This is a genomic window from Kribbella voronezhensis (genome assembly GCF_004365175.1).
GTDB classification, from domain to species: domain Bacteria; phylum Actinomycetota; class Actinomycetes; order Propionibacteriales; family Kribbellaceae; genus Kribbella; species Kribbella voronezhensis.
In genome coordinates this window covers 4,535,304-4,559,046 of sequence record NZ_SOCE01000001.1, presented here as the reverse complement: position 1 = coordinate 4,559,046, position 23,743 = coordinate 4,535,304, and the positions used below count along the sequence as shown (strand labels likewise).

The window sequence follows — 23,743 nt, the reverse complement described above, 5'->3', positions numbered from 1 at the left end:
GGACAGGCGTCGAAATTCGCTGGACACAGGAGAGGCATACGCTTGCATGCCGTGAGTGCATCACTGATGAGTCGGCCGGCCGTCGCGACCCGGGGCCGGAGCGCGAGCGAGGAGTGTTGCCGTGAGTTTGTCTGACCCGGTTCCACCCGGCCGTCTCCCGGCACCGCAGCTGGTGGTCCGCAGTCAGCCGGCCGACGGCGTCGCGGACCGGTTGATGGACCACTTGCCCGACGAGGGCGGCCTGGCCTGGGTACGCCGCGGCGACGGTCACGTCGGCTGGGGCGTGGCCGCGCGACTGGACGTTGCCGGTAGCAACCGATTCGCCCAGGCCCAGTCCTGGTGGCAGGAACTGGTCGGCCACGCGGTGATCCGCGACGAGGTCGGCGTACCGGGTTCCGGCCTGCTCTGCTTCGGTTCGTTCGGCTTCACCGACGACGATCCCAGCGAACTCGTCGTCCCCGAAGTGATCGTCGGCCGCCGCGGCAGCACCACCTGGGTGACCACGATCTCACCGGCCAGCTCACTGGCCGCTCCGCCTTCACTGACCACGCACGAGCCGGATCCGGTCGGCCTCGTCGCCTTCGCCGACGGCTCGCGATCGGGTACCGAATGGTCCGGGATCGTCGCCGACGCGGTGAGCCGGATCACCACCGGCGCGCTCGACAAGGTGGTGCTGGCCCGCGACCTGATCGCGCTCGCCGAGAAACCGATCGACCTGCGCTGGCCGTTGCGCCGCCTCGCCGCGGCGTACCCGAACTGCTGGACGTTCTCCGTCGACGGCCTGATCGGCGCCACCCCCGAACTGCTGGTCCGGCGCGAGAAGGGCCTGATCACCTCGCGCGTCCTGGCCGGCACCATCCGGCGTACCGGTGACGACGCGCACGACCTGGCGCTGGCCGCGTCACTGGCCCGGTCGAGCAAGGACCTGGAGGAGCACGAGTACGCCGTACGGTCCGTCGCCGACGCCTTGAAGCCACACTGCAAGTCGATGAACGTGCCCGAGACCCCGTTCGTGCTGCACCTGCCGAATGTGATGCATCTCGCTTCGGACGTCGCCGGGGTTGCCGCGAACGGCGCCTCTGCGCTCGGGCTTGCCGCTGCACTGCACCCGTCGGCCGCGATCTGCGGTACGCCGACCGACACCGCGCGCGACCTGATCGGCAAGATCGAGGGGATGTCGCGCGGCCGCTTCTCCGGACCGGTCGGCTGGATGGACGCCGGCGGCGACGGCGAGTGGTGCATCGCGCTGCGCTGCGGCCAGGCGGACCCCGCCGACCCGACCCGGATGCGGATCTTCGCCGGCGCCGGCATCGTCGCCGGTTCCGACCCCGAGGCCGAACTCGCCGAGACGATCGCCAAACTGGTTCCGATGCGCGACGCACTGGGGGACTGACTCATGAAGCTCACGAAGTACAAGCACGCTTGCGTCCGGCTCTCCAAGGACGGCAAGGACTTGCTGGTCGATCCGGGCATCTGGGCCGAGGACGAGGCGTTCGAGGGCATCGACGCGATCCTGGTCACCCACGAGCACTTCGACCACCTCGACGCCGACCGCGTCCGGGCGTTGGACGTGCCGATCTGGACGAACGCCGGTGTCGCCGCGGAGCTTTCCAAGGACGGCGCGGAGCTCGGCGATCGGGTGACGGTGGTCTCGGGTGGAGAGTCGTTCGAGGCGGCCGGGTTCCAGATCAGTGCCTACGGCAACGACCACGCGATCATCCTGCCGGAGCTGGGCGTTCCGTGCCAGAACGTCGGCTACCTGATCGAGGACGCCGTCTACCACCCCGGCGACTCCTTCACCAAGCCCGACCGCGAGGTCCACACCAACCTCGTCCCGATCTCCGGCCCGTGGTTCTCCCTCCCGAACGCGATCGACTACGTCCGCGAGGTCGGCGCAAAGCAGACCATCGGCATCCACGACGCCCTCCTCAGCGAGATCGGCCTCACCATGGGCGAACGCTGGATAGGCACCCAGGGCAACAAACCGTACGTCGCTCTCAAGCCGGCCGAGTCGGTCGAGATCAACTAACCCCCACGCGGTCGCCTCCGTTCGCTCCTACGTCGCTCCCTCGACTCCAGCTCCCACCCACCCGGGTCGCGGGCTCCTCCGTCGCCCGCTCAAATGCGTTGTCCCCAGGGGCTCGTCCCCCAAGCAGCCCGGTCGCCCGGCAGACGCGCGCTCCTGCGTCGCACGCTGAATACGTTGTGCCGCCGAGCCGCTTTCAGGTGCCCCCCAGACCCTCGGGAACGCGCGCTCTTGCGTCGCCCGCTGAAAGCGTCGTACCGCCGACCCCACCTCCCAGCTGACCCTGAACCCGCACACACGCGCGCTCCCCCGTCGTACGCAGAAAACCTCGCCCAACCCACCTCCCAGCTGACCCTGAACCCGCGCACACGCGCGCTCCCCCGTCGCACGCAGAAAACCTCGCGCAACCCACCTCCCCGCTGCCCCTCGATCCGCGCACCCGCGAGCTCCTACGTCGCACACTGAATAGTTGTGCCGCGTGCTGGAGATCGCTCAGAAGGGCACCGTGAAGCCTGGCAACTGACATTTGTCACCACTACTGGTGACGGGTTCACGCCTCGCGAAGGCGCGGTGCCCGCAGGCTGGTGGGTATGGACGATTCAGCGGTGATCAGGGCCGAGCGGTTGACCCGCCGCTACGGTGGCAGGACCGGGTTCGACGCCGTCCGCGGGGTTGACCTGTCGGTCCGGCGAGGTGAACTGTTCGCGTTGCTCGGCACCAACGGCGCCGGTAAGACGTCGACCCTGGAAGTGCTCGAAGGGCTGGCCGCGCCGACCTCCGGGTCGGTTCGACTGCTGGGCCGGGATCCCTTCCGGGAAAGGCGATTCGTCCGATCGAGGGTCGGCATCCTGCTCCAGGATGCCGGCTTTCCGATGGACCTGACAGTCGGCGAGACCGCGACCACCTGGGCCCGTACGGTGTCGAGGCCGCGTCCGGTCGGGGACGCCCTCGACCAAGCCGGCCTGACCGGCCGCGAGCGGGTCCGCGTCCGGCAGCTGTCGGGCGGTGAACGGAAGAAGCTCGGCCTGGCGCTCGCGATCATGGGACAGCCGGAAGTGCTGTTCCTGGACGAACCCACCGCAGGCCTCGATCCCCAGAGCAGGCGGCACGTCTGGCACCTGATCGATCGCCTGCTGGCCACCGGTACGACGATTCTGCTGACCACCCACTATCTCGCCGAGGCCGCCGAACTGGCCGACCGGCTGGCGATCCTGCACCGCGGCCGCATCGTTGCCCTGGGCACCCCGACCGAGATCGCGGCGACCAGACCGGCCCGGATCACTTTCAGCCTGCCCACCGGTACGCCGTTCCCGGAACTCGCGGGCGCCACCGTCACCGTCGACGGAAGCCAGGCCGTCCTCACCACAGAGGATCTCCAGCAGACCCTCGAATCCGTACTGCGGTGGGCAGGCAGCGAAGGCCTCAAGCTGCACGATCTCACCGCGCGCCCGGCCTCACTCGAGGAAGCGTTCCTCGCCATCGCCGAGTCCGGTGACGGCCAGGAGGTAGCGGCATGACGGCGGCAGCATCAGAGCCGGCCGGAGTGGCACCCTGGCGCAGGTCGGTTTCGGCCGGTCTCCGAAGGATCGCCGCGCTGGGCCGCGCGGAGGGCCTGCTACTGCGACGCAACGGGCTGGCCGTCGTGATCGCGCTGGCCTTGCCGCTAGGCACGGTACTGGCAGTTCCGACGTCACCTGAGCTGGCTGGGGCGATCGGGAGCAGCACCGGGGCTGCTGTGATCACAGCGGTGACAGCCGTGTCGCTGAACCTGTTCGTCTACTACCACCTGGTGACAACGCTCGTCGCCCGGAGGGAGGAGCTGGTACTCAAACGCCTGCGCACCGGCGAGCCGACCGACTTCGAACTCCTCGCCGGTACAGCAACGCCCGCAGTGGCAGTCGCGTGGGCGCAAATCGTACTGACCACTGTCATCGCCGCCGCGCTGTTCGACGTCACCGCACCGGTCAACTTCTTACTGGTGATCACCGCGATCTTCCTGGGCACGGCGGTGTTCGTGCTCCTGGCCGCAGCGAGCACAGCTCTGACCCCGACCGTAGAGCTTGCCCAGGTGACCACCACTCCGATGCTGGTCATCCCGCTCACTCTGAGCGGCCTCTACTTCCCGCTGTCCGACCTGCCTCACCCACTCGAGCAGCTGAGCCGTCTGCTCCCACTCACCCCGGTAGTGGACCTACTGCGGCTCGGCCTGTCGGGCACCACCACGGACGGGCACACAGTCGGCTTCGCGAGCTCCTTTGCAACCGCAGTACCGAGTGTTCTCGTTCTGTTCGGGTGGATAGTCCTCGGCGGCCTGGCGACTCGCCGCTGGTTCCGCTGGGAGCCCCGGCGATGACCCCATGACAGGCTGACCTCATGGTGTCCGTCTCAGGGTGGTGGAGTAGGCGCAGCAGGGCTGAGCGCTTCGACATCAGCCTGCGCTGGCCGCTGTACTTCGTGATCGGCGCCGCTCCCCTCTACGCCTTGCTGATCGCCTTCAGCGACAGCCGGTCGACCTCCGGACTTCGCACTGCCCTGTTCGTGCTGCTGTCAGTGCCGTACACCGTCGTGGCCCTGCTACTGATGCGAGCAACGCTCAGCGCCTACCTGCATCGCCAAGGCCCCAGCAAGCGTCTGCTGGCCACAGCCGTCGGCCTGACCGTTCTCGGCGTCGCGGTCTTCCCCGAGCACGCTGTGGCACTTCTGTTGTTCGGTGGGTTGCTGACGTTGGCGCTCTCGCCGCTTCGGCCGTTCATGCTGTACGTCGGCCTGGTCGCCGTCGGCGCAGTCATGGCAGGTCTCCTCGAGGACACAGCGGCAGCGTTCGTCTACGTGTACGGCGTTGGCATCGCGGCCCTCACCGGCCGCCTCTCTGCCTGGATGCTCGGGATGGGCTGGGAACTCGACCGTTCCCGCGCGATCTCGACCCAGCTCGCAGTCGCCGAGGAACGGCTGCGGTTCTCCCGCGATCTGCACGACACCCTCGGCCGCAATCTGTCGCTGGTGGCAGTCCAGAGCGAACTGGCAGCCCGGCTGGCCGAGCGAGGCGACGAGGACGCGGCCGAGCAGATGCTCGCGGTCCGCCGGATCGCCCACGAGTCCCTCCGGGAGATGCGCGCAGTGGTCGACGCGTACCGGAGTACGGATCTCAGCTCTGAACTGGCCGGAGCACAGTCCGTACTGCGGTCCGCGGGCATCAACTGCCGCGTCATCGGCGACGTCGCGAACCTGCCGGACACGACCCAGGTCGCGCTGGCCTGGGTGGTCCGCGAAGCCACCACGAACGTCATCCACCACAGCGACGCGACCACCTGCAAAATCGAACTGGACGCCGGCGGGCAGAACGTCGTACTCCGAATGGAGAACGACGGCGTACGGTCTGCCCGACCCGCCCTGGGGCCAGGCAACGGTCTGGTCGGTCTGCGCGAACGCCTTGCCGAGGTCGGCGGCACGCTGACCGCCGAGCCGCGACCAGGTGGCCGGTTCCTTCTCCAAGCACAGTTGCCGACAGCATGATCCGGCTCCTGCTCGCCGACGACGAGAACCTCATCCGTACTGCGCTCGCCGCGCTGCTCTCGCTGGAGGACGACCTGACCGTGGTCGCGCAGGCCGCCTCGGCCGACGAGGCGCTGGCGATGGCACGCCACCACCGCCCCGACGTGGCCGTCCTCGACCTGCAGATGCCGAGCCTGCCGACCGGCGGCCTCGGCGGGATCGGCGTGGCCGACGTCCTGCGGAACGACGTGCCCGAGTGCGCCAGCCTGATCGTCACCGGCCACGGACGGCCCGGCCATCTCAAGCAGGCGCTGGCCGCCGGCGTCCGCGGATTCCTGCCCAAGACGGTGTCGGCCGAGGTGCTCGCCGAGGTCATCCGGACCATCCACGCCGGTGGGCGGTACGTCGATCCCGAACTCGCCGCCGAAGCCATCAGCGCCGGCGACAACCCGCTGACCGCCCGCGAGGCCGATGTCCTGGAACTCGCCGCCGGCGGCGCCCCGATCGAGGAGATCGCCCAGCGGGCCGCTCTCTCCCCCGGCACCGTCCGCAACTACCTCTCCTCGGCGGGCGCCAAACTCGGTACGTCGAACCGCCACGAGGCCGCCCGGATCGCTCGCACCCACGGCTGGATCTAGGCCGTCCGGTGGGTCGGCATCAGGTGAAGGAGAGACCCACGAAGTCGGCGATGGGGCGGTAGCCGATGGTGGCGTAGATCTTGTTCGAGGTGGGGTTGGCGCGGTCGGTGAAGAGGCAGGCCTTCGAGCCGGTGGCGAGGATCTGGTCAGTGACGTGAGCGGTCAAGGCGCTCGCGTAGCCGTGGCCGCGGTACTCCGGTGGCGTGTAGACCGGGCCGACCCGGGTCGCGCCGAAGATCGTGGCGTTCCGGCCGACCAGGCTCACCACGCGGTCACGGTCCTCCGAGAGCCAGACCCGTTCGAGGGCGATCCTGCCTCGGAGCCAGTCGTCCGCGGTGGCCGGCGTCGAGTCGTGTCCGAGTTCGACGCTGTAGCCGTGGAACAGTTCGGCCGCGACCTCGAGGTCCGCCTCGGTTGCCAGCCTGGGAGTGCCGGCCGCCTTCTGTTCAGCGAAGGTGATGAGCTGGTGCAATCGCAGGCCACGGAGCTCACGGAAACTCTTGCCGACGCGGGCGGTGAACAGTTCGGCGAAGAGGTGTGCCGCGGTCGGCGTACCTTCCACCGAGTCTGCTCCAGGGACCAGGTCGGCCAGTACGTCGACGAGTGGCGGGACCAGGTCGTCGGCGAGGGCGCCCAGGATGATGCCGCGCAACGCAGTACTGACGACTGCGCCGACGACCTCGTCGCCGTCGTGGAGCGACACGAACAACGGCGGCTCGGGGTCGTGCATGATGCCCTGGATCCGGCCCTCGACATTGCTCAGCAGAGCGGTGTTGAGGACCGGATCCTTTTGCAGGAAGGGAAAAACCGTGGCTTTGAACTCGACCGGGTCGCCGGTCGGGCGCACCGTCGTACTCACGCGGTGAAGACGAGGTCGACGAAGTCGGCGACAGGGCGGTAGCCGATCTGGAAGTAGATCTTGTTCGAGGTCGGGTTGGCCAGGTCGGTGTACAGGCAGGCATGGTTGCCTTCGGCAAGGATCCTGGCGGAGACGTGGCTGGTCAGCGCACCGGCGTACCCGTTGCGGCGGAACTCGACGGGCGTGTAGACCGGCCCCACGCGGCAGACGCCGAACAGTGGAAGGTGGTGGCCGACCATGCTCACCGGCGTACCGTCGACCTCCCAGAACCACAGCGTGCCGTCCTTCAGGTGGCGCTCGGCCCACTCGACATCGACGCCGCCGAGCTCTTCGCGGAAGTCGACTGCCACCCATTCAGCGGCCAGCTGTACGTCGTCCGCTGTCATCGGCCGAGGGCTTCCACCGGTCGCCTCGAGCTTCGTCAGCTCGCCGAGCTTGTGCAGCCGGGTGCCTTTGGCTTCGGTGGCGGTCACGTCGCGGGCATCGGTCCAGCGGTTCGCGAAGGCGGTCGCGGCAGGGCGGTCCCCTGCGACACCGTTGAGCTCGGTCAGTACGCCGAGGTAGGCGTCGGCCACCGGGCCGGCCAGCGACTCGGGTAGTGCGCCGAGGTAGACCGGGCGCCCCGCCGTACGCATCGCGGCACCGATCACTGCGCCGCTGTCGTCGTGGACGGAGACGTAGTGCCCGACGCCGTCTTCTCGGCGGTAGGTGCCCGCTGCGCGTTCGGCGACGTTGCTCATGATGATCGTGTGCAGCACCGGGTCGTTTGCCAGAAAGGCGAAGGTGGTCGCCTGGAATTCGGCCGGATCGGTCGTCACACGCAGCTCCATGCGCAAGGACGTTACGCCTGACGCGGGCTCGTGGTCAGCCGATTTACACTGCGATCATGTCCACCACGCGGTTGCTGCTGCTCGGGGTCGTCCGGATCTTCCAGCCGGCGTACGGCTACCAGTTGCGCCGCGAACTGCTGACCTGGAACGTCCAGGAGTGGGCCAACATCAACCCCGGTTCGATCTACACCGGGTTGCGCACGCTGGCCAAGCACGGGTTGCTGCTGGAGCTGGAAGAAGGCGCCGGCAACAAACCCGGGCGTACGTCGTACAAGCTGACCGTGGACGGCGAGGCGGAGTACTTCACGCTGCTGCGCAAGTCGCTGTGGAATGTCGACGGGTTCCGGCCGGACCAGATGCAGGCCGCGCTCAGCTTCCTGTGGTCGCTGCGGCGCGACGAGGTGCTGGCGGCACTCGAGTCGCGGATCGTCCAGCTCGAGCAGCTCGCCAAGGCGGAGCCCTTCGCCGAACGCCAGATCGAGGAAGACCCCGGTACGCCGAACCACGTGGTCGAGATGTTCCGCATCACCACCGCCCGCGACCGCGGCGAACTCGAGTGGACCCGCTCCTTCCACGACCGGGTCGCAGGCGGCGCCTACTCCTTCGCCGGCGAACCCCCGGACTGGCAACCCACCCCCGCGATGCTCGAAGACTGGCAAACCATCCCGGAGCCGCCCTCCTGACACTCCAGGACTGCTGTGGGATTTAATCAACGTTGACTAGTCAATGTTGAACGGTCAGACTACCGAGCATGATGATCGAAGCTCGCGGACTCGTCCGCACCTTCAAGACCAAGCGCGGCCCGGTGCAGGCCGTGCAGGGGGTAGACCTGAACGTCGCCGACGGGGAGATCGTCGGCTTCCTCGGCCCGAACGGCGCCGGCAAGACCACCACGATGCGGATGCTGGCGACTCTGATCAAGCCGACCAGCGGCTCCGCGACCGTCGCCGGCTGCGACCTCGCCGACGATCCGGTCGGCGTCCGCCGCCGCATCGGCTACGTACCGCAGAGCGGTTCCACCCTGCCCGAGGCGATCGCCGGCGACGAGGTCGTGGACCACGCCCGGCTGTACGGCGTGAGCAAGAAGCAGGCCATCGCCGACGGCCGGCGCCTGTTCGACGAGCTCGACCTGCCCGGCCTGTGGCGCCGCCAGTGCAAGACCTTGTCGGGCGGCCAGCGCCGCCGCCTCGACATCGTGATGGGCCTGATCCACGACCCGAAGCTGATCTTCCTCGACGAGCCGACCACCGGCCTCGACCCGCAGGCCCGGGCCAACCTCTGGGAACACATCCGCGGCCTGCGCGACCGGGGCGCGACGATCTTCCTCACCACCCACTACCTCGACGAGGCGGACGCGCTCTGCGACCGGATCCTGGTCATCGACCACGGCAGGATCGTTGCCTCTGGCAACCCCGACGAGCTGAAGCAGCAGGTCTCCGGCGACGGCGTACGACTCAGCCTCACCGATGCCTCACAGGCCCCCTCGGTCACCAAGATCGTCGCCGAACTCGACGGCGCGGTGGCGATCGAGACCGATGGCGACGTGGTCGCGTTCCGGATCCCCAAGGGTGGTTCGGTCCTGCCGGGTCTGCTTCGCTCGATCGATGCCCAGGGCATCGAGTTGAACGGCGTCGAGGTGCACCGCCCGACGCTGGACGACGTGTTCCTGACGATGACCGGCCGCTCCCTGCGCGACGAGGACCACGCGGTACCGGATGAGAACGCCAAGGAGGCCGCGGCATGAGGACGCTGCAGGAGACGTGGATCGTGTTCAACCGTGCGATGCGGTTGTCGCTGCGCAATCCGATGTGGTCGATCCTGATGCTCAGCCAGCCGCTGATGTACCTGTTCCTGTTCGGCCCGCTGCTGAAGCCGATCACCGCGCAGATCAGCCAGGGCGCGACCACCAACGCCTACCAGGTGTTCATTCCCGGCCTGATCGTCCAGCTCGGCATGTTCGGCGCGATGTTCGTCGGCTTCGGCCTGATCGCGGAGTACCGGGCCGGTGTGATCGAGGCGGACCGCGTCACCCCGGCATCCCGGATGGCACTGATGGCAGGCCGCGTACTACGTGACGTGGTGGTCCTCGTCGTGCAGTCGATCCTGCTGCTGGTGGTGTCGATCCCGATGGGCCTGCGCGCGCCTTGGGGCGGCGTACTGCTGTCGCTGGTGATCGTTGCCCTGCTGGGCGCGACCTTCGCGTCGCTGTCGTACTCCGTTGCCCTCATCACCAAGAGCGAGGACGCACTCGCGCCGCTGCTCAACGGGATCGCGATGCCGTTGCTGCTGCTCTCCGGCATCCTGCTGCCGATGCAGATCGGCCCGAAGTGGTTGCAGCGGCTGTCCGACATCAGCCCGCTCAAGCACGTGGTGAACGGCGTACGTGCACTGTTCCGCGGGGACATCGGCAGCAGTTCGTCGCTGTGGGGGCTCTTCTGGGTAGTGCTGCTGACGATCGTCGGCCTGACGGTCGGTGCGCGCACCTTCCGCAAGGAATCCGCCTAGCCGTTACGGCCGCTTGCGCCCGAAGACGTTCTTCGGGCGCAAGCGGTTGTTCATCACTGCGTCGCCGGCGGCCCTTAGCGTCGCGACCATGCGTCTGCCTTCGCCCTTGGTCCGTGGTGCGGTAGGCGCGTGCGTAGTAGCAGCCGCCTCGCTGGTGACGTCCGTAGTACCGGAGTCGTCCTGGGTAGCGTCGCTGCCGATCACCAGCGAGCTGCGAGCCACACTGCCCGGACGGATGACCGGGTTGACGTTCATGGTCGCCGGACTCGGGCTAATGGTGTGGGCGTGGCTGTCGGTCGGCCGCGACGTACTGGCCGGCGTACGGCATCGCATCACGCCGTTGGTGATCGCTTGGAGCGCACCGCTGCTGCTGACACCTCCGCTGTTCAGCAGGGATGCCTGGAGCTACGCCGCCCAGGGAGCCCTGGTAGCAAAGGGCTTCGACCCGTACGCCGTGGGGCCGGGTGCCTTGTCGGGCCACATCGTCGAGGCAGTCGATCCGATGTGGATGGCGACTCCAGCGCCGTACGGACCCGTGCCACTCGCGTACGGCGGTGCGCTGGCGCGCCTGACGCTCGACCCGTATCTCCTGATGCTCGCCCACCGCGCTCTTGCGCTGCTGGGCATCGTGCTGATCGCCTGGGCAGTACCGCGACTCGCCACCGCCTGCAGAGTGGACCCGACGATCGCGACCTGGCTGGTGGTCGCCAACCCTGCGCTGATCACACATGGCCTGGGTGCTGCACACAACGACGTACTCATGCTCGGTATCGCGTGCTCAGCCTTCGCAGTGGCTCTCACTGGTCATTGGGGAACTGCAGCGGTACTAGCGGGAGCTGCCGCAGCTGTGAAGCTCCCTGGCGGTCTGGTGGTGATCGCGATCGCCGCGGTAATGAGCCCGCTGGCCCGGCCTCGACTACGGCTCGCCAGTCTGGCCATAGCCGGAGTAGTCGCTGTGGTGACCCTGGCAACGATCGGTGAACTGACAGGCGTCGGCTCAGGCTGGCTTAGCGCCCTCGGCGTACCAGGCCTTGTCCGCTCACCCCTATCCATTGCCAACCTCATCGGCCTAGGCGCAGCAGCCCTGCTGAGCTGGCTAGGCGAGAACACCGCAGCCAAGCAAGCCCTACAACTAGTGCGCCTCGTCGGCATGCTGACCGCGCTGGCCCTGATCGCCGCACTAGGCCTCCGCTCCTCCATCCACAACGCAGCCCGCGCCGTAGGATTCGCCTTACTGGCCGTGATTCTCCTCGGCCCCACAGCCCACGACTGGTACTTCGTCTGGTCCCTACCTTTCCTCGCCGTAGCCCGCCCCGGCCGCCGCCTCACCACCGCCCTCGTCGGCACCAGCACCATCCTCACCATCGCCGCCCCTCTCAACTCCTCCCTCCGCGGCGCTCTCATCCCCACCCTCGTCACCACCTCCCTGGTCCTCGTAGTCCTAGCCACCCTCCTCCCCAACCTCCCGACCCTGCAGCCCGCACGACCCGCGCGCGTTCCGGCTACGACTGTCTGACTGCTTGCTGGAGTTGGGTGGATAGGGGGCGGTGGGTGGTGCGGTTGAGGGGGGTTTCTATGACGGTGATGCCGGCGACTGTGGGGGTGAGGGCGGCGCGGAGAGCGTCTTGGGTGGTGACCAACTGGTGGGGGATGTTGGTGGCGGCGCAGAGGGCGGCGAGGTTGGTGTTGTGGGGGGTGCCGAAGACGCGGTCGAAGTGGGTGGCGTGGGATGCCGAGCCCTGTTCGAGGGTGGAGAAGATGCCGCCGCCGTTGTCGTTGACGACGACGATGCGCAGGGCGGGGCGTGGTTCGTCCGGGCCGATCACCAGGCCGTTGAAGTCGTGCAGGAACGCCAGGTCGCCAACCAGGGCGTGGGTTGCGCCGCCGTTGGCCAGGGCGGCTCCCACCGCGGTCGACAGGGTGCCGTCGATGCCGGCGAGGCCGCGGTTCGCGACGGTGCGGATCGGTACGACGGGCGCCAGATCCAGGTCGCGCACGGAGTTCGAGGAGGCGACGACCAGCATGCCGTCCGCTCCCACCGCTTCCGCCACGATCGCGGCGATGGCCGGACCCGTCAGGCCATCGGCCAGCACCTTGTCCAGAGCGGGCCGGGCCAACTGGTCCGCGTGCTGCCAGCGCGCCAGCCAGTCCGTGTCGTCGGCAGCAGTCACCTCCAGCCCGGTCACCACAGCAGCAGCGCGACGGCCTGCATCCGGCCACAACCCCGTCGGGGCAACGACAACGACCTCCACGTCCGGCCGAGCGAGCAACCGCGTGATCGGCCGGGACAGCGTCGGGTGCCCGAACACCAGCACCCGCTCGATCTCCCCGGCGAGCTCTGTAGACAACAGCAACCTGTACGCCGAAATCACGGCAGGCCCCGTCCGAGCCCGGCTGGAGGGTTCCGCGAAGAGCGGCCAGCGCCCGGCCTCGGCAGTGAGCCGCGCTGCCTGAGACGCGCCATCACCAGCGACCACAACCGTCTTCGGACCCGCTGAGACCGCCGTCGGCTGCGCAGCGCCCGCGTGAACTCTCGTCCACGGACCGCTCCGCCCCTCAAGCGACTCCGGCCACTCGGGCCCATCACCAGGCACCAACGGCTCAGCCAATGCGCAGTTGAGCTGCACCGGCCCCGGATCGGCAGTGCGCGCCCCGACAGCAGCAGACACAGCACGAGCGATCGTCGACCGCCAGTACGCCACCTGCCCGAGCTCCCGCACCGGCGTACCGACCTCGTGGAACAGGCGCACAGCAGAACCGAACACCTTGAGCTGGTCGGTCGTCTGGTTGGCCCCGCTCCCCCGCAGCTCGGGCGGTCGGTCCGCGCTCAGCACGATCAACGGCAGCCCGCTGTGCGACGCCTCGAGAACAGCCGGGTGCAGGTTGACCACCGCAGTACCGGACGTCGTCACCACCGGCACCGGCAGCCCGGTGCCGCGAATCAACCCGATCGCCAGGAACCCCGCCGTACGTTCATCGATGCGTACGTGCAGTCGCAGCCGTCCCTCGCGGTCCGCAGCGGCCAGCGCCAACGCCAGCGGCGCACTACGCGACCCCGGCGCCAGCACGGCTTCCCGTACGCCGGACCGGATCAGCTCGTCGACCACCACAGTCGCAAACGCCGTGGACGGGTTCATCCCACACTCCCCTTCAGGAGGCTCTCGACCCGGGCATACCGGACTTCCCAAGCTGCAGTGATCTCTTGATCGGCAGTAGCTGCCGCAAGCAACGATGGATCGGGCTGCACCCTGCCGACCGGCAGGAAGCCGTCTATCGGCAGCAACGGCTGCGCAGCGACCTCAGAGGTGAACATCGAGACAGTAGCCAGCCCGCACGCATACGGAAGCTCCGGCAGCGCCGCTGCCAACGCCACGCCCGCTGCGATGCCCACAGACGTCTCCAGCGCCGACGACACCACCACAGGCAGACCGATCTGCTCGGCGATCTCCAGGCACGCCCGCACTCCCCCGATGGGCTGCACCTTCAGTACTGCGATGTCGGCGGCCTCCAACTCCCTTACCAGCAAGGGATCCTGGGCCCGCCGGATGGACTCGTCCGCAGCCACCAGTACGTCGGTACGCCGACGGACGGCAGCCAGGTCCTGCACCGAGGCACACGGCTGCTCGACGTACTCCAGGTCGAATCGCGCGAGCTCCTTCAAGCTCCGCAGCGCCTGGTCGACCGACCAAGCACCGTTCGCGTCGATCCGCACCCGACCGTCGCCGATCGCATCCCGCACGGCTTCGACTCGCTCCAGGTCGTCCGCCAACGTCTGCCCGGGCTCAGCCACCTTCACCTTGGCAGTGCCGCACCCAGAAGCCCGGACGATCTCCGCAGCCTTCTCCGGGTCCACAGCCGGCACAGTGCAGTTCACAGGTACGACGGAACGCACTGGCTCGGGCCACCCGTCCACCGCCGCTTCGCGAGCAGCCCGGAGCCACGCAACGCACGTAGCGTCGTCGTAGTCCAGAAACGGACTCCACTCCGCCCACCCGGCCGGTCCCTCGAACAGCATCCCTTGGCGGACCGTGATGCCCCGGAAGCGATTCTTGAGCCCGATCGCATACGTGATCACCGCACGCCCTCCAGCAGCGACTGCCGGTCAACCTTGCCCGAGGCAAGCATCGGCAGCGCGGCCAGACCGATCACGTCCCGCGGCGCCCACGTCCGCGGCAGCACCTCCGCCACGAAGTCGCGCACTTCGGCAAGCTCGACCTCGCCAACCACAAAGGCGACAACCCGACTACCCCACTCGACATCGGGAACACCGAGCACCACGGCGTCCTTCACCGCGGGATGCTCGAGCAGCCGGGCTTGCACAGCGGTCAGCGTGACGTTGACGCCGCCCGAGATCACCACGTCGTCCAGCCGCCCGATCACCTGCAGCCGCCCGTCGACGAACCGCCCGCGATCCTGGGTCCGGAACCAGCCGTCCCGCAGCACCTCCGAGGTCATCTCCGGCCGCAGCCGGTACCCGGAGAACAGGGTCGGCCCGCTGATCAGGATCCGCTCGTCCTCCAGCCGCAGCGCGGTCCCCGCCAGCGGCTCCCCGGCGTACACGCACCCGCTGCCGGTCTCCGTCATCCCGTACGCCGGTATCGCGGCGACTCCGGCCGCCAGGGCCCGCTCCTTCAGCGAAGCCGGCATCGACGCACCACCGATCACGATCGCGTCGAAGCTCCGCAGGGCGTCCGCCGAGGTCTCCAGATAGCGCGCCAACTGGGTCGGAACCATCGCTGTGTACCGCCGGGTCCCAGTCATCGTCGCAGCGGCCGCGGTCAGGTCCGGGTGGTCCCAGGCGATCACCGGCGCGTACCCCGCGAGCAGGGAGCGCGTGAGGATCTGCAGCCCACCGACGAAGTACGGCTTCATCGGTAGCACCCACTGGCCCGGCCCGCCCAGTCGCTCATGGGTGGCCGTGGCCGAGGCGACCAGGGCGGCCCTGGACAGCATCACGCCCTTCGGCTCACCCGACGAGCCTGAGGTCGTCAGGATCACTGCGCAGTCGTCCGACTCCAGCGGCTCGTCCGGTGCAACTGCCTGCTTGACCCGCTCAGCCGACGCCGCGTCCGCCGGCACCGGGGCGAACGGCGTACCGGTTCCGTCCAGTACGGCCGCCAGGGCGGGCAGCACGGCATCAGGGGTGCCGGGGACCAGCCGTAACACCGCGTTCCGTCCTTCCCTCGGCGTAGCCATCTCCCTCCGAGCGTACGGCGCGCCCCGGACCCGGCCGCAGCCTGTCCCGCCTGCAACCCCTTACCAGTGGGCTGACAGAATCGTCGGTCATGGCCACCCTTGCCCAGTGGATCGAAGGCGCTCGCCCGCGCACACTGCCTGCCGCCATCGCCCCGGTGCTCGTCGGTACGGGCGCTGCCGCCTACCTCGACGGCTTCGTCTGGTGGAAGGCGCTGCTGGCCCTCGGAGTCGGCCTGGCGCTGCAGATCGGCGTCAACTACGCCAACGACTACTCGGACGGCATCCGCGGTACGGACGAGAACCGGGTCGGGCCGCTCCGCCTGGTGGGCTCCAAGGTCGCCAGTCCCAAGCAGGTGAAGACAGCGGCCTTCATCTGCTTCGGTGTCGGCGCAGTGCTCGGCATCGTGCTCTGCGCGACCTCCAGCTGGTGGCTGCTGATCGCTGGAGCCGCTTCGCTGGTCGGTGCGTGGTTTTACACGGGCGGCAAGAAGCCGTACGGGTACCGCGCACTAGGTGAAGTCAGCGTCTTCCTGTTCTTCGGGCTGGTCGCAGTACTCGGTACTACGTACGTGCAGGCCGGCAAGCTCAGCTGGACCGCTGCAGCGGGTGCCGTCGCCATCGGCGCGATCGCCTGCGCGCTACTGGTCGCCAACAACCTTCGCGACATCCCGACCGACACAGTGACCGGCAAGCGCACGCTGGCCGTAGTACTGGGTGCTGCGCGGTCTCGGAGGCTCTATGCAGGACTCGTCATGCTCGCGTTCGTACTGGCTGCAGTCTCCGCGCTGGCAACGCCCTGGACGCTCCTGGCACTCATCGCTCTGCCACTGGCCTTCCGGGCGATCAAGGTGGTCGTCAGCGACGCCGTCGGCCCAGCACTGATCCCCGTACTGAAGGACACCGGCCTGACCGAGCTCCTCTACGCCATCGGCCTCGCAGTGGGACTGGCGCTCGGCAGCTAGCGGACCGGCTCGCGCCAGCGACCGGTGGCGCGGAAGCCTTCCAGCGTCTCGGCGTACGGCGCGAGGTCGATGCCGTTGCGCTTGAGCCACTCGTCGTCGTAGTACGTGTCGCTGTAGCGCTCACCGCCGTCGCAGAGCAGCGTGACGATGCTGCCGCGTACGCCGGTACGCCGCATCTCCGCCGCCAACCGCAGCGACCCCCACAGGTTGGTCCCGGTCGATCCGCCGACCAGCCGGCCCATCACCTTCGAGCAGAACCGCATCGCCGCGATCGAGGCGGCATCCGGTACGGCGATCATCCGGTCGACCACGCCGAGCACGAACGACGGCTCCACCCGCGGCCGGCCGATGCCCTCGATCCGCGACGGCCGACCGGTCGCGAAGTCGCCGTCCCCGGACTCGAAGGCCGGGAAGAAGGCCGAGTTCTCCGGGTCGACCACGGCCACCGAGGTGTCGTGCCGCTGGTAGCGGATGTACCGCCCGATGGTGGCCGAGGTGCCGCCGGTCCCGGCGCCGACCACGATCCAGGTCGGGACCGGGTGGTGCTCGAGGGAGAGCTGGCCGAAGATCGACTCGGCGATGTTGTTGTTGCCGCGCCAGTCGGTGGCGCGCTCGGCGTACGTGAACTGGTCCATGTAATGGCCGCCGGTCTCCTCGGCCAGCCGCTTGGCCTCGCCGTAGATCTGCCCGGACCGCTCGACCATGTGGCAGGTGCCGCCGTAGAACTCGATCAGGTCGATCTTCTCCTGGCTGGTCGAGGCCGGCATCACCGCGATGAAGGGCAGGCCGAGCATGCGGGCGAAGTACGCCTCGCTGACCGCGGTCGAGCCGCTGGACGCCTCGATCACGGTGGTGCCCTCGCGGATCCAGCCGTTGCACAGCGCGTACAGGAACAGGGACCTGGCCAGCCGGTGCTTGAGCGAGCCGGTCGGGTGCACCGACTCGTCCTTGAGGTACAGGTCGACGCCGGTGATGTCGGGCATCGGGAACACGTGCAGATGCGTGTCCGCGCTGCGATTGGCGTCCGCGTCGACGATCCGGATCGCCTCGGACACCCAGGCCCGATCCTTGTCGTCGCGCCGGTCGAACTCCCGGCACGGTAGCGGCTTGCTGACCCCGTTGACCTCACTCATGGGAGCAGGCTAGCGCCACCGTGCCGGGTTGGCTCTAGCAGTCGCGGATCCGGGTGTAGCCGGCCGGGCCCGGGTAGGCGACCCACGTGGAGGTACCGAAGAGTGCGGCCACCACTACGCCGTCCTTGATCTGTTCGTAGTGCAGGTGGGGCGCGGTGACGTTGCCGGTGCCGCCTACGTGCCCGATCTGCTGGCTGTCGGTCACGTGGTCGCCGACTGCCACCCCACGGTTCTGCAGGTGTGCGTACAGCGTGTGCCAGCCGTCACCGTGGGCGATCTCGATGTAGTTACCGTACCCACCGGCGTCGTACGACGAGCGCACCACGGTCCCGGCCGCGCTGGTCTTCACCGGCTTGCCCAGGTCGTCGCTACCGGAGCCCCAGTTGAGGTCGACGGCGTAGTACGACGGACTGTGGCCGGCGCGGCTGGCTCCGGACCACGTCTCACCACACCGGAACGGCACCCGGAGCAACGGCCGCGCAGTCACGGACTGAGCCACCTGAGCCCGCACAGCCGCAGCCTTCGCAGCCGGTACTGCGGCCCGCTGCGCCTCGTAGCTCTGCGGAGCCGGCGCAGGATCTTGTACTGCGCTCGCGCTCAGCGCCGGCGCTATCGTCAGGGCGGCCAGAGCCACGGCCGCACCGAGTACTGGTTTGAACATGTGTCCTCCATAGGGCGGTAGGAGAGTTGTCGCTCCCAGCCTGGGAGCAGCGCGCGACCACAGCGAGCAGATCGACCAAACTCGACCAGACCCCGGATCGAGCTACCTTGGGAACGCACACGCGCCGACCTGTGGGGGAACGATGACCGAGAACGACGAGCGGCCGACCAGGACCAGGGTCACGCTCACCGACATCAGCTCGCGCGCCTGGGAGCACCCGGCCGACCGCGGTGCGCTGGTCGCGCTGCGGCAGCTGAAGGGGTTCGACTTCGTCCTGCGCAAGATGTCCGGCCTCATCAACGAGCGGGCCTTCCGGCTGCAGTTCCTGGGGTCGGCGATCCGGGTCGACGAGCGGCAGTTCCCGAAGGTGCACCGGCTGTACACCGAGGCGGCGACCACGCTCGACGTCCGGGAGCTGCCGGAGCTGTTCATCACCAACTTCCCGCTCTGGAACGCCGTCACGATCGGCATGGACAAGCCGTTCATCGTGCTGAACAGCAGCCTCGTGAAGGGCCTCGACGACGAGGAGCTCCGGTTCGTGCTGGGCCACGAGCTCGGCCACGCCCAGAGCGGCCACGCGCTCTACCAGTCGCTGCTGTTCTGGCTGATGCGGCTCACCGGCGCGCTGAACTGGATGCCGATCGGTGCACTCGGCCTGCGCGCGATCATCGCCGCGCTGCACGAGTGGGCCCGCAAGGCGGAGCTGTCCGGCGACCGGGCCGGCCTGCTCGCAGTACAGGATCCTGCTGCCGCGCTGCGAGTGCAGATGAAGCTGGCCAGCGGTGGGCAGCTGGAAGAGCTGGACACCACGGCGTTCCTGGCGCAGGGCACGGAGTACGAGAGCGCGGGCGACCTGCGCGACAGCGTGCTCAAGCTGCTGTTGCTGGAAGCGGCGACGCACCCGCTGGCCGTAGTACGGGCACATGAGCTGCGGCGCTGGGTGGACGAGGGCGAGTACACCACGATCGTCTCCGGCACCTATCCGAAGCGGCAGGAGGACGGCGACGCCTCGATGTCGCAGGAGGCGAAGAACGCGGCCAAGTCGTACTCCGACGCCTTCGCCCGCTCGCAGGACCCGCTGGCCAAACTCCTCCGCGACATGGGCGAGGGCCTCGGCGGCGTCAAGGACTGGGTCTCCTCCAAAATCCGCTGAGCACCGGCCTCGCCCTGCGTTAGGGTCTGGCCGTGAAAACCGCACGCCTGGAAGCGTTCAGCGACGGGGTGTTCGCGATCGCGATCACCTTGCTGATCATCGAGATCAAGGTGCCGGAGGACACCAGCCACCTGCTGACGAAGCTGGGCGAGCTCTGGCCGTCGTACCTGGGCTTCGTGATCAGCTTCCTGGTGATCGGCCTGATCTGGGCGAACCATCACGCGATGTTCGACCACATCGTCACCGCCGACCGAACGCTGCTGTTCCTCAACACCGTCCTGCTGATGCTGGTCGTCTTCATCCCGTTCAGCGCCGGCGTCCTCGCGGCCGCCTTCCGCACCGGCGAATCCGAGCGGACCTCCGTCGTCCTGTACGGCGTAGTGCTGGTGGCAGGCGGCATCCCCTTCAACGCCATCTGGGAATACGCCCGCCGGAACCACCGCCTCCTCGGCCCCAGCATCACCCCGGCTGAGGCGAAGCGCATCGCCCGCCGCTTCTACCTGGGCCCGGTCCTGTACGGCGTGGGCACACTCCTCGGCGCTCTGGTGCCGGCCTTGGGCATCGCCGTGTTCGCCCTGCTGATCCCGTACTACTGGCTCCCACCCGCGATGCACTGGCTCCGGAAGCCCCAGCCGGCTCAGCCGGCCGAATAACGGTCGCCTGGCGGGCGTCTGATCTGCGAGGCTTGCTCCCGTGATCGAACTCCATGAACTGACCGCGGACGACTGGAAGACCTGGCGCGGCCTGCGCCTGGCCGCCTTGGCCGACGCCCCCTCCGCCTTCGGCTCCCGGCTAGCCGATTGGGAGAACGCCGGCGAAGACCGCTGGCGAGCCAGGCTGGAACTGCCGCGCTCCTACAACCTGATCGCCGTACTCGACGGCACCCCCGTCGGCATGGCCAGCGGCGTCCTTCCCCCGGACGAGGAAGGCGTAGCCCACCTCATCTCGATGTGGATCTCCCCCACCGCCCGCGGCCAAGGTATCGGCGACAAACTCATGACCGACATCGAAACCTGGGCCCGCGCGGCGTCCGCCCACACCCTCAAACTCTCAGTTGTCGAAGGCAACGAAAAGGCCCACTCGCTCTACGTCCGCAACGGCTACGTCGACACCGACGAACCGGGCGACCTGATGCCCGACGGCATCACCCGCGAGATCGTCATGGCGAAACAACTGACGAGCTGAGGAGAACCCCGCCCACGCGGCTCCTTCCGTCGCCGCTCCCCACCCCCCCCAACTCCGGGCTCCTCCGTCGCCCTAACGTTGCCTCGCTCAACTTCCCCGGCCTACTGCGAGCGATCGGGGTCTGGTTCGAAAGTCAACCTCGAGGCGTACGAGTTGTCACCGTCGCGCCACCAAGGTGATCGATGGACGTTCTCGGCGAGCATGCGCGGGAAGCCCTTTGTCACAAGGCTTGATCCGCTTCTTCACACAGCTCGCCCGCGTTCCTCCGGCAGAAGACAAACCGCACCAGCCAACGAGCCGGCGACGCAGGAGCGGCGGCCCGGGGCGGGTGGGTCGAGCGCCGACGCAGGAGGCGCGAAGCGGGGCGTCGTACAAGGAAAGGGCCGCACCCCCGCCCCGGGATGCGGCCCTGCTCGTGATGACGGGTCAGCCGATGTGGACCGGCTTGCCGTCGTTGGCGAGGTCCTTGTGCTTGACGGAGAGGCCGACCAGCGTGATCAGTGCCGCGCCGACGAACATGAACGCGGACACCAGGAACGCTGTGGTGAAGCCGTGCGTGGTTGCCACGGCCGTCGCCTGGGCCTGGAGCTGCTTGGCCTGGTCAGGTGACGCCTGGGCAGCCTGCGCCACTCCTGGTGCCAGCTCCGCGAACTTGTCCTTGATCGCATTGGTGGAGACGGTGCCCAGCAGCGCCAGGCCGACCGCGCCACCGATCTGCTGCACGGTGTTCAGTACTGCGGAGCCGACGCCCGAGTCGGTGTCCGCCACGCCACTGACGGCGGTCAGCGTGAGCGGCACGAAGATCAGGCCCATGCCGAACGAGAGCAGCAGGATGTACGGCAGCAGGCCGGTCAGGTAGGTGGAGTCCACCTGGAGCTGGTTGAAGCCGAACAGTCCACCGGCCGCGATGGCCGAACCGGCGCCGGCGATCCAGCGCGGGTCGATCCGGGCGACCAGAACGGAGGCGACCTGTGCCGCGACCACGATGCCGAAGCTGAACGGCAGGAACGAGAAGCCGGTCTTCAGCGCGCTGTACCCCATGATGTTCTGCACGAAGATGCCCAGGAAGTAGAACATCGAGAACATCGCCGCACCGACGATCAGCATCACGAAGAAGCTGACGCCGCGGGTCCGGTTGGCCAGGATCCGGAACGGCATCAGCGCGTGCCGGGACCGGGCCTCGATGGTGAGGAAGACGGCGATCAACGCCAGACCACCGATGATGAAGCTGAGCGTGACCGAGTTGCCCCAGCCGTCCTGGCCGGCGTGCGTCAGGCCGTAGACCAGGGCGGTCAGACCGACGGTTCCGGTGATGGCGCCCGGCATGTCGAACTTGCCGTGCTGGCGGGCCGACTCGCCGAGGTAGCGGATCGCCAGGAAGGCGACGACCAGGCCGATCGGGGTGTTGATGAAGAAGGTCCAGCGCCAGGACGCCTCGGTCAGCAGACCACCGAGGATCAGGCCGACGGCGGCACCGGCACCCGACATCGCGGCGTACACGGCCATCGCGCGGTTGCGCTCCTTGCCGGCCGGGAAGGTCGTGGTGATCAGGGCCAGCGCGTTCGGCGAGGCGGCGGCGGCGCCGACGCCCTGCAGGATCCGGCTGGCGAGCAGCAGGGTCTCGTTCTGGGAGATACCACCCAGGAAGGAGGCGACGCCGAACAGCACGACGCCGAACATGAACACCTTGCGGCGACCGAGGATGTCGCCGATCCGGCCGCCGAGCAGCAGCAGGCCGCCGAAGGCCAGCGCGTAGGCGTTGACCACCCACGGCAGCGAGGCGTTGGTGAAGCCGAGGTCGAGCTGGATGTGCGGCAGGGCGATGTTGACGATGGTGCCGTCCAGCACCACCATCAGCTGCGCCATGCTGATCAGCGCGAGCGCGATGCCGAGGTTGCGGTGACCGTGCGCGGCCTGCTCAGCCACCGAGTCGACCGGCCGGCCCTCGGGCGGATCAGCCTTGATGACGTCTTCTGACATTCTGAGATTTCCCCTCTTGGGTGTTACTGGCTTGTTGGTCGCTGAGTCCGGCCCCACACCGGTCAGCTCGCCTGCGACCCCCGCGCCGCAGGCAGGATCACGTGGTCGATGACCCGCAGGATCAGGTCCTCGGTCGGCTCGACGCCGAGCACGAAGGCGTGGTGGATGATGATCGCGGGCAGGGTCTGGGAGAGCAGGTCGACGTCGACGTCGGCGGCGATCTCGCCCCGGCGTACGGCGCGTTCGTAGATCTTGTTCACGACGGCCAGCCGGGGCGCCAGGAAGCGCTCCTTGAAGGCCTTCTGCAGATCCGCGTCGCGGTGCAGCGCGGTCAGCAGACCGGCCATCACCGACATCGGCATCTCCGAGGTGAACCCGCCCTCTTCACACGACAGCGAGATCAGGTCGCCGCGCAGACTGCCGGTGTCGACGTCGTCCGGCACCGGGCAGCCCTTCGCCCGGCTGATCGCGTCGACCACGAGCTCGGCCTTGGTCGACCAGCGCCGGTACAGCGTGGCCTTGCTGGCCTTGGCGGCCGTGGCCACCGCGTCCATGGTCAACCGGTCGTAGCCGAGTTCGGCGACGACCACGACGGTCGCGTCGAGGATCTCGTCCTCGCGCCCGCCTTCGACCCTGGGCCGCTGACGCGTACCGGTTTCGGCTGTGTCTGGCATAGCTCGTTGATCACCCTGTGTGATTGATCGGATACCGATAGAACGAAACGGTTTCGTTTCATCAACCACGATAAGACTGATGTGAAGGAATGCACAAACGATTTTTCGGGAAAAGGCAGGGTGGCCTAAGTCACTCTGCGTACCAGTAGAGCACTGGTACCACGAAAACCGGCCCGGCTGAGCGGGATGGTTGAAATCAGTCGTCGTCCTCGGCGGAGCGGGCCGCCTCGATGCGGGAAGCAATCCGGCCCGCGCGGCGTTCGATATTGGCCGCCAGGCGATCGCGGGCGGCCCGGAGGACGAAGATCGACAGGATCGAGGACACGATCAAGGCCAGCAGGAGCAGCGGGAAGATCCCGAGCCAGCTGTGCAGCGCCACCCACAGGATCCCGAAGGATGCGGCGAACAGGACCAGCCGCAGCCCGGTGTAGATCGCGAATTCCTTCATC

At 68.3% G+C, this 23,743-nt stretch carries 24 protein-coding genes; 14 read left to right on the top strand and 10 right to left on the bottom strand.

Annotated features, from left to right (window positions below):
* Positions 1-121 precede the first annotated feature (121 nt).
* From EV138_RS21195 to EV138_RS21170, 6 genes are all read left to right on the top strand, one after another.
* Positions 122-1,393 carry an isochorismate synthase gene (locus EV138_RS21195; RefSeq protein ID WP_133980589.1) on the top strand — a complete coding sequence of 424 codons (1,272 nt, stop codon included), beginning with the start codon at positions 122-124 and terminating at the stop codon, positions 1,391-1,393.
* A gap of 3 nt (positions 1,394-1,396) precedes the next feature.
* The gene (locus tag EV138_RS21190) at positions 1,397-2,029 is read left to right on the top strand and encodes an MBL fold metallo-hydrolase (RefSeq protein ID WP_133980588.1); all 633 of its coding nucleotides are present in this window, start codon (positions 1,397-1,399) and stop codon (positions 2,027-2,029) included.
* A 587-nt stretch (positions 2,030-2,616) separates the two neighbouring features.
* Positions 2,617-3,543: an ABC transporter ATP-binding protein gene (locus EV138_RS21185; protein ID WP_133980587.1), complete on the top strand. Its 927-nt coding sequence runs from the start codon at positions 2,617-2,619 to the stop codon at positions 3,541-3,543.
* Positions 3,540-4,379 (top strand): ABC transporter permease, encoded by an 840-nt coding sequence (locus tag EV138_RS21180; protein ID WP_133980586.1) that lies wholly within the window; start codon positions 3,540-3,542, stop codon positions 4,377-4,379. Before EV138_RS21185 ends, EV138_RS21180 begins: the two co-directional genes overlap by 4 nt.
* A gap of 20 nt (positions 4,380-4,399) precedes the next feature.
* Complete coding sequence (locus EV138_RS21175; protein ID WP_202866782.1) at positions 4,400-5,539, top strand: sensor histidine kinase; 1,140 nt, start codon at positions 4,400-4,402, stop codon at positions 5,537-5,539.
* Positions 5,536-6,156: a response regulator transcription factor gene (locus tag EV138_RS21170; protein ID WP_133980585.1), complete on the top strand. Its 621-nt coding sequence runs from the start codon at positions 5,536-5,538 to the stop codon at positions 6,154-6,156. Before EV138_RS21175 ends, EV138_RS21170 begins: the two co-directional genes overlap by 4 nt.
* Positions 6,157-6,175: 19 nt before the next feature.
* Here the strand turns inward: EV138_RS21170 and EV138_RS21165 are convergent, their stop codons facing one another.
* Together EV138_RS21165 and EV138_RS21160 are read right to left on the bottom strand one after the other, a co-directional pair.
* The gene (locus EV138_RS21165; RefSeq protein WP_133980584.1) at positions 6,176-7,015 is read right to left on the bottom strand and encodes a GNAT family N-acetyltransferase; all 840 of its coding nucleotides are present in this window, start codon (positions 7,013-7,015) and stop codon (positions 6,176-6,178) included.
* Positions 7,012-7,845 (bottom strand): GNAT family N-acetyltransferase, encoded by an 834-nt coding sequence (locus EV138_RS21160; RefSeq protein WP_133980583.1) that lies wholly within the window; start codon positions 7,843-7,845, stop codon positions 7,012-7,014. Before EV138_RS21160 ends, EV138_RS21165 begins: the two co-directional genes overlap by 4 nt.
* A gap of 56 nt (positions 7,846-7,901) precedes the next feature.
* Here EV138_RS21160 and EV138_RS21155 point away from each other — a divergent pair, with 56 nt between their 5' ends.
* The 4 genes from EV138_RS21155 (at position 7,902) to mptB (ending at position 11,866) form a co-directional block, all read left to right on the top strand.
* Entirely contained in the window at positions 7,902-8,528 is a 627-nt protein-coding gene (locus EV138_RS21155; RefSeq protein WP_133980582.1) for a PadR family transcriptional regulator, read from the top strand.
* A gap of 68 nt (positions 8,529-8,596) precedes the next feature.
* Positions 8,597-9,589 carry an ABC transporter ATP-binding protein gene (locus EV138_RS21150; RefSeq protein WP_202866781.1) on the top strand — a complete coding sequence of 331 codons (993 nt, stop codon included), beginning with the start codon at positions 8,597-8,599 and terminating at the stop codon, positions 9,587-9,589.
* A complete protein-coding gene (locus tag EV138_RS21145) occupies positions 9,586-10,350 on the top strand; it encodes an ABC transporter permease (protein WP_133980581.1) in 765 nt (254 codons plus the stop codon). The genes EV138_RS21150 and EV138_RS21145 overlap by 4 nt, the downstream gene beginning before the upstream one ends.
* A gap of 88 nt (positions 10,351-10,438) precedes the next feature.
* Positions 10,439-11,866: a polyprenol phosphomannose-dependent alpha 1,6 mannosyltransferase MptB gene (gene mptB / locus EV138_RS21140; protein ID WP_133980580.1), complete on the top strand. Its 1,428-nt coding sequence runs from the start codon at positions 10,439-10,441 to the stop codon at positions 11,864-11,866.
* On the opposite strand, the gene menD is transcribed toward mptB, so the two are convergent.
* The 3 genes from menD to menE are packed head-to-tail and all read right to left on the bottom strand — an operon-like array spanning position 11,853 to position 15,546.
* Entirely contained in the window at positions 11,853-13,487 is a 1,635-nt protein-coding gene (gene menD / locus EV138_RS21135) for a 2-succinyl-5-enolpyruvyl-6-hydroxy-3-cyclohexene-1-carboxylic-acid synthase (RefSeq protein WP_133980579.1), read from the bottom strand. The two genes, mptB and menD, sit on opposite strands and share 14 nt — an antisense overlap.
* Positions 13,484-14,425, bottom strand: coding sequence for an o-succinylbenzoate synthase (locus EV138_RS21130; protein WP_133980578.1), 942 nt, complete (start codon positions 14,423-14,425; stop codon positions 13,484-13,486). The genes menD and EV138_RS21130 overlap by 4 nt, the downstream gene beginning before the upstream one ends.
* Entirely contained in the window at positions 14,422-15,546 is a 1,125-nt protein-coding gene (menE, locus tag EV138_RS21125) for an o-succinylbenzoate--CoA ligase (RefSeq protein WP_133980577.1), read from the bottom strand. Before menE ends, EV138_RS21130 begins: the two co-directional genes overlap by 4 nt.
* 89 nt (positions 15,547-15,635) lie before the next feature.
* Here menE and EV138_RS21120 point away from each other — a divergent pair, with 89 nt between their 5' ends.
* The gene (locus tag EV138_RS21120) at positions 15,636-16,508 is read left to right on the top strand and encodes a 1,4-dihydroxy-2-naphthoate polyprenyltransferase (RefSeq protein WP_133980576.1); all 873 of its coding nucleotides are present in this window, start codon (positions 15,636-15,638) and stop codon (positions 16,506-16,508) included.
* On the opposite strand, the gene cds1 is transcribed toward EV138_RS21120, so the two are convergent.
* Together cds1 and EV138_RS21110 are read right to left on the bottom strand one after the other, a co-directional pair.
* A complete protein-coding gene (gene cds1 / locus EV138_RS21115; protein WP_133980575.1) occupies positions 16,505-17,641 on the bottom strand; it encodes an L-cysteine desulfhydrase Cds1 in 1,137 nt (378 codons plus the stop codon). The genes EV138_RS21120 and cds1 overlap by 4 nt on opposite strands.
* Positions 17,642-17,675: 34 nt before the next feature.
* Positions 17,676-18,302: a M23 family metallopeptidase gene (locus EV138_RS21110; protein ID WP_133980574.1), complete on the bottom strand. Its 627-nt coding sequence runs from the start codon at positions 18,300-18,302 to the stop codon at positions 17,676-17,678.
* A 142-nt stretch (positions 18,303-18,444) separates the two neighbouring features.
* Between EV138_RS21110 and EV138_RS21105 the strand changes: the two genes are divergently transcribed.
* The 3 genes from EV138_RS21105 to EV138_RS21095 are packed head-to-tail and all read left to right on the top strand — an operon-like array spanning position 18,445 to position 20,640.
* Positions 18,445-19,455, top strand: coding sequence for a M48 family metallopeptidase (locus EV138_RS21105; protein ID WP_133980573.1), 1,011 nt, complete (start codon positions 18,445-18,447; stop codon positions 19,453-19,455).
* 32 nt (positions 19,456-19,487) lie between these two features.
* The gene (locus EV138_RS21100; protein ID WP_202866780.1) at positions 19,488-20,108 is read left to right on the top strand and encodes a TMEM175 family protein; all 621 of its coding nucleotides are present in this window, start codon (positions 19,488-19,490) and stop codon (positions 20,106-20,108) included.
* A gap of 40 nt (positions 20,109-20,148) precedes the next feature.
* Positions 20,149-20,640, top strand: a complete 492-nt coding sequence (locus tag EV138_RS21095; protein WP_133980571.1) for a GNAT family N-acetyltransferase — start codon at positions 20,149-20,151, stop codon at positions 20,638-20,640.
* Positions 20,641-21,066: 426 nt separating this feature from the next.
* Here EV138_RS21095 and EV138_RS21090 read toward each other — a convergent pair whose 3' ends face one another.
* The 3 genes from EV138_RS21090 to EV138_RS21080 form a co-directional block, all read right to left on the bottom strand.
* Complete coding sequence (locus EV138_RS21090) at positions 21,067-22,620, bottom strand: MFS transporter (RefSeq protein ID WP_133980570.1); 1,554 nt, start codon at positions 22,618-22,620, stop codon at positions 21,067-21,069.
* A gap of 62 nt (positions 22,621-22,682) precedes the next feature.
* Positions 22,683-23,294 (bottom strand): TetR-like C-terminal domain-containing protein, encoded by a 612-nt coding sequence (locus EV138_RS21085; protein ID WP_133980569.1) that lies wholly within the window; start codon positions 23,292-23,294, stop codon positions 22,683-22,685.
* Between the two features lie 196 nt (positions 23,295-23,490).
* A complete protein-coding gene (locus EV138_RS21080) occupies positions 23,491-23,742 on the bottom strand; it encodes a DUF4229 domain-containing protein (RefSeq protein ID WP_133980568.1) in 252 nt (83 codons plus the stop codon).
* Position 23,743: the final 1 nt, after the last annotated feature.